Source organism: Hyphomicrobium sp. DMF-1 (assembly GCF_027886585.1).
GTDB classification, from domain to species: domain Bacteria; phylum Pseudomonadota; class Alphaproteobacteria; order Rhizobiales; family Hyphomicrobiaceae; genus Hyphomicrobium_C; species Hyphomicrobium_C zavarzinii.
Map to the genome: position 1 here is coordinate 736371 of NZ_CP115706.1, position 6130 is coordinate 742500.

The window sequence follows — 6130 nt, forward strand, 5'->3', positions numbered from 1 at the left end:
CGGCGTATCGACGGCCGCTCAATCTTGAAGCCTGAGCGCATCGCCGATCGCGAGCTCGCCGTCGGTCAGGATCTTGGCGTAAACGCCGAAATCCATGTGGCCCCATTCGCGCTTGAGAGCCGCCGGGATGTCCATGTCGCGGTTGCCGGTCTTGGGGTCAACGTTGGGGGCGGCGCAGCGCGTGGCTTTTTCCAGAACCGCCATCCTGACCGGCCCAATCGTGATGTCTTTGCCGAGCCAGTCGAACTCCGACCACGGGGGGAAGCCGTCAACGATGATGTTCGGGCGAAAGCGGAGCGGGTCGATGGGGCGGTCCGAGACGCGTTCGAGATCGCGCACGGTCGCGAGGTTCACGATGTGGGCGACTTTGTCGCCGGTCTCGATGAAGGTGTGGCCGGGGGCGCTCACGATCTTGGGGCGGCCGCGAAGGCGGTCGGCCATGAAGGCCGCGAAAAACTGCTCGATGATCTGCCGGCCGGAGGGGGTGGAGAGGATGCCGCTGGCCACCTGCCGCCCGTTGCGCAGCAGGATGAGACGCTGGGTCTCCTCCTCGAAGCGCGCTTCCAGCGCGGCGAGGCGCTCGTCGCGCATCAGGATGAGAAAGCTGATGTCAGGCACCGGCTTGGGGGCGGCCGGGTCGAAGCGGCTGGGGCCGTTCTCGATGGCCCACATGCGGTCAAAGGGAAAGGGCTCGCCCGCGGACAGAGCCACCCGTTCGAGCGGCTGGGCGGAGAGACCCTTCACGGGGTAGCGAAAGAGTCCGGAAACCACGCCTGCCATTCGATCCCCTGCGGTCCGTTGATCGTGCTCATACTACCTGACGGAAGCCCCTTTATACGCGAGGTACCCGCCCTATATCTCGCTGAGGTGGTTTGGAGCCGGGCGCCGGAATGGGTCCGGATCGGGCTACGAAACAGTCCATCGAGATGGCGTTTCGAACCGAGCCTCAGATGAGGGCGGCGAAGCGCGCTGAGGAGGTAATACCATGGATTTCGAAAGGTTTACGGATCGCGCCAAAGGGTTCGTGCAGTCGGCCCAGAACTTGGCGCTCCGTGAGGGACACCAGCAATTTTCTGCCGAGCACCTGCTCAAAGTTCTTCTGGAGGACAGCGAGGGGGCGGCCGCGGGTTTGATCGCGCGCGCCGGCGGGCGGCATAAAGACGCGTTGGATGCGGTGGAGCGTCTGCTCGCCAAGCGGCCGAAAGTGAGCGGCGGCGGGGCCGGACAGCTCTACCTTGCGCCCGAGCTCGCCCGCGTGTTCGACACGGCTCAGAAGATCGCCGAGAAGGCCGGCGACCGGTACGTCACGGTCGAGCGGCTGCTGCTGGCGCTTGCACTCGAGAAGGGCTCGGAGGCCGGCAAAATCCTGGCGGATGCGGGCGTCACGCCCGACCGTCTCAATGCGGTGATCAATGAAATTCGCAAAGGGCGCACGGCAGACAGTGCGAGTGCGGAACAAAACTTCGACGCGCTGAAGCGTTTCGCGCGCGATCTCACCGAGCAGGCCGCCAACGGCAAGCTCGACCCTGTGATCGGGCGCGACGAGGAGATCCGCCGCACCATCCAGGTGCTTTCGCGGCGTACCAAGAACAACCCTGTGCTGATCGGTGAGCCGGGCGTCGGCAAGACGGCGATCGCGGAAGGCCTCGCCTTGCGTATCGTTGCGGGTGACGTGCCGGAAAGCCTCAAGGACAAGAAGCTGCTCGCGCTCGACATGGGTGCGCTGATCGCGGGCGCGAAGTTCCGCGGCGAGTTCGAGGAGCGCCTGAAAGGCGTGCTGAACGAGGTGCAGGCCGAGAATGGCCGGGTCATCCTGTTCATCGACGAGCTGCACACCATCGTGGGCGCCGGCAAAGCGGAAGGCGCGATGGACGCGGGCAACCTCCTGAAGCCCGCGCTCGCTCGCGGTGAGCTTCACTGCGTAGGAGCCACGACGCTCGACGAGTACAAGAAGCACATCGAGAAGGATGCGGCGCTCGCGCGGCGGTTCCAGCCGGTGTTCGTCGATGAGCCGACGGTTCAGGATACCATCTCGATCCTGCGCGGCTTGAAGGAGAAGTACGAGCTGCATCACGGCGTGCGCATCACCGATTCGGCTCTCGTGTCGGCGGCGACGCTGTCGAACCGCTACATCACCGACCGTTTCCTGCCGGACAAGGCCATCGATCTCGTGGACGAGGCCGCATCGCGGCTTCGCATGCAGGTGGATTCCAAGCCCGAGGAGCTGGATGCGATCGATCGCGACCTGATGCAGGCCAAGATCGAGCGCGAAGCGTTGAAGAAGGAGAAGGACGCGGCCTCGAAGGACCGGCTCGAGAAGCTCGAGAAGTCCATCGCGGAGCTTGAGGAGAAGTCGCGTGCGCTTACCGAGCGCTGGGAGACGGAGAAGAACAAGCTCGGCTCGGCCCAGAAGGTGAAGGAGGAGCTGGACAAGCGCCGCACCGAGCTCGTGCAGTCGCAGCGCAAGGGCGACTATGCGCGAGCGGGTGAGCTCGCTCACGCCGTCATCCCCGAGCTCGAGGCGAAGCTCAAGACCATCGAGAGCAGCGAAGCCAAAGGTGTGATGGTGGAAGAGGCTGTCACGCCGGACCAGATCGCGGCGGTCGTGTCGCGCTGGACGGGCGTGCCTGTCGACAAGATGCTGGAAGGCGAGCGCGACAAGCTGCTCAAGATGGAAGAGGCGCTGGAGAAGCGGGTCGTCGGGCAGCCGGAGGCGGTTAAGGCCGTCGCCACCGCGGTGCGGCGTGCGCGCGCCGGCTTGCAGGATCCGAACCGGCCGATCGGCTCGTTCATGTTCCTCGGGCCGACCGGCGTCGGCAAGACCGAGCTGACGAAGGCGCTAGCCGCGTTCCTGTTCGACGACGAGAGCGCGATGGTGCGCATCGACATGAGCGAGTACATGGAGAAGCACTCCGTGTCGCGGCTCATCGGCGCGCCTCCGGGCTATGTCGGCTACGAGGAGGGCGGTGCTCTCACGGAAGCCGTGCGGCGGCGTCCTTATCAGGTCGTGCTTTTCGACGAGGTGGAGAAGGCGCATCCGGACGTGTTCAACGTGCTGCTACAGGTGCTCGACGATGGGCGCCTGACGGACGGACAGGGCCGGACGGTCGACTTCAAGAACACGCTGATCATCATGACCTCGAACCTCGGCGCCGAGTATCTCGCCGATCCGCGTCAGCCGCTGGGCTTCGGTGCTCCGGGCGACAAGGACAAGGTGATGAGCGAGGAGGAGGCGTACGGTCTCGTCATGGACGCGGTGCGCCGTCACTTCCGGCCCGAGTTCATCAACCGTATCGACGAGATCGTCGTGTTCCACCGCCTGAGGCGCGAAGCGATGGCGGCCATCGTCGACATCCAGATCAAGCGGCTGCAGGCACTCGTCGCCGACCGCAAGATCACGATCGAGCTCGACGACCAGGCCCGCACGTGGCTTGCGAACAAGGGCTACGACCCGATCTATGGCGCGCGGCCGTTGAAGCGCGTGATCCAGAAGAACGTGCAGGATCCGCTTGCGGAGGAAATCCTGCGCGGGTCGGTGAAGGATGGCGATACGGTTCGCGTCTCGGTGCGCGACGGCGCGCTGACCGTGAACGGCACTCAGGTAAAGGCGGCTGCCGCCTAACGTCAGGCCGCAGGCCACCGGCAGCAGGTAGCAGACCCCTCCCCGTCCTCGGGGAGGGGTCTTCGTTTTTGGAGGTCTGGCTGTGGTTCGGCCCCGTCGCGCCTGCTATTTGCTGGCCGTGAGGACGGGTGCGCGGCGCATCAGCTCATCGATGCGCATGCGCTCTTTATGGAACGCGATGAGATCCTTGCCTTCGAGCTGGCGCTCGCGCGGAACCTCGATCGAGAGCGGATTGACGAACTGGTTGTTGACCAGGATTTCGAAGTGAAGGTGCGGTCCCGAGGAGAGGCCGGTCGTGCCGATGTAGCCGATCACCTGGCCTTGGCGCACCTTGACGCCAGCCGCCGCGCCGGGGGCGAAGCGTGACATGTGGCTGTAGGCCGTCTGGTAGCCGTTGGCGTGACGTATACGGACATAATTACCATTATAGCCTTTGCGGCCAGCCTCTTCGATGGTGCCGTTGCCGGCTGCGAGAATGGGCGTGCCGGTGGGGGCGGCCCAGTCGATGCCGGTGTGCATCTTGTACTCACCGAGCAAGGGGTGGCGGCGAAGGCCAAAGCCGGAGGTGAGGCGGATATCGTCGCCGCGCACCGGGCGGCGATTGAGGAACTTTTTCGCGTTGCTGCCTTGAGCGTCGTAGTAGTCCACCTGACCATCGGGCGTGCGGAAGCGATAGTAGCGGCGCATCTCTCCGCCGGTGGTGATCGAGGTGTAGAGAAGCTCGCCCGGCGGGCCGTCCGTGCCGCCTTCATCCTTCAAATCAAAGAACATCTCGCACGTGTCGCCAGCCCTGAGGCGGCGGCGGAAGTCGGTCTCGTAGGCGTGCACGCGCAGGATCTGCTGAATGGTCTCGGTGGGTACGCTTTCGATCAGAGAGGCGTGATAGAGGCTCGCATAGAGGCTCGAAGTCTGCGGTGCGCCGCTGTCGGTCATCGCGAGGCGGACGAGTTGCTCGCTGTCCATCGGCGTGGCGCTGGCGACGAATTCACCCGAGCTGTTGCGCGTGACGGTGACCTTGTGGGCGTGGCCTTCGTCGTAGACCGAGAAGCGAACCGGCTCCATGCGATTCAGCTGCGTGAGCGACGGTTGAAGGGCGATGTGCACTTCCTGACCGGGAAGGACGGACTTCTCCGGGAACACCGGCTTCATCGCCTCGATCATCTCGCGGACCTGCCAGGAGGTGGCTCCGGCCTCCGCCAAAAGCTGTGATAATTTCTGGCCTTCCCGCACTGTCTTAACGGTTGGCTTTAACGCGTCTACGTCGCTCGAGCCGCCCTCGTCGTCCTGTCCGGTTTTGGTGAGCACGGTGGTGTTGGGCGCGGCGGGCTCGTCGGCTGCCTTGCTGGCCATTTCCTGTCCGAGGGTCTCCTCGGGTGCGATTTCGCCAGGGCCCGAGCCCGGGATCGAGCTGCCGGCCGTCACCGTCTCGGATCCCTCGAAGCGCTCGACGATCTCTCCGGCTTCGTCGTTGTCGATCGACTGCCCATCATCGAGCGGCAGCACGCCGCCGAGCAATTCCACGACGCGAATGCTGACGTCCGTCTGCTCGGCGGTTTGCGGGCGCGCGCCGTCCTCGTCCTCGCCGATCGGCTTGTTGTTGGCGTAGAGCTTGAACGGGTTGAAAGGCGGAATGGTTTCGGCTGCGTTCGGCGGCACAGGCGCGAGGCGCGCGACCAAGCGAACATACGGTTTTGCGTAGATATATTCGCGTCCGCCGCGACGCTGGCGCAGCGTTTCGTGGATGATGAAACGGGTGGATTTCGCGCCGCTCGTCACCTGCAGGCGGTCGACTTTCGGCACCGCCCATTTGAGGCCGTCGTCGCGTCGGAGCAGAGCTTCGAGCGGCGGAGCGGCGGTGCTTTCGCGAAGACGCGCGAGCGCCGGCATGAGCCCATCCTGAGCCTCCTGCTTGTCGGCGGATCCGAAAATCACGACGAGGATCGAGACGCCGCCGACGGCTGCAGCGAGACAGGTGCTCATCAACCAGCGGAAGCGGCCTTCGCGCATCGGCTCGGCGTGATCGGAGCCGTACATGTCGCGGAGGCGGCGGGTTTTTGCGCCGCGATGCAGGGGGGCTTTGCGCGCGGTGTTCCGCTCGGACACCGGACGGCAGCGCGCAATCGGAGCGTGACGGCGGTGATCGATCACGACGTGCTGTTCCCCTCCCCGGCCCCCGTTTCCGATGGCCGGCCAATCCCCATTGCCCGCAATCCTACGGCGGTTTCGGCGCGCGTTGAACCGTCGAGCGGCCCTTCGCCCCGTTTCGAAAGCAGCGGCTGGCCGGAGCCTGGTTTCGGGCCGGCCAGCGGTGCTTCGTGCGAGCACAAAGGGCAAATCGCCTTGTCGGCGCATAAGGTACACCCAGCAATCCTGCACAAAACTGGCGCTCTCATGGCAGGTCCTAGGCAGGTCCCCGGCCATATCCAGGGGCCGATCCAGGGTGACGCGATCCGAGCAGAGAGGACGATCTACGGCAGGGTCACCGTGCTTTCTGCCGCCCGCGAGGGC

General features: G+C 65.0%; 3 protein-coding genes. 1 reads left to right on the top strand and 2 read right to left on the bottom strand.

Annotated elements, in window-relative coordinates; all coding sequences use genetic code 11:
- Nucleotides 1–18 precede the first annotated feature (18 nt).
- Nucleotides 19–780: an MOSC domain-containing protein gene (locus PE058_RS03290; protein ID WP_271029827.1), complete on the bottom strand. Its 762-nt coding sequence runs from the start codon at nt 778–780 to the stop codon at nt 19–21.
- Between the two features lie 205 nt (nt 781–985).
- Here PE058_RS03290 and clpB point away from each other — a divergent pair, with 205 nt between their 5' ends.
- Complete coding sequence (gene clpB, locus PE058_RS03295) at nt 986–3622, top strand: ATP-dependent chaperone ClpB (RefSeq protein WP_271029828.1); 2637 nt, start codon at nt 986–988, stop codon at nt 3620–3622.
- Nucleotides 3623–3727: 105 nt separating this feature from the next.
- On the opposite strand, the gene PE058_RS03300 is transcribed toward clpB, so the two are convergent.
- A complete protein-coding gene (locus tag PE058_RS03300; protein ID WP_271029829.1) occupies nt 3728–5770 on the bottom strand; it encodes a M23 family metallopeptidase in 2043 nt (680 codons plus the stop codon).
- Between the last annotated feature and the right edge of the window lie 360 nt (nt 5771–6130).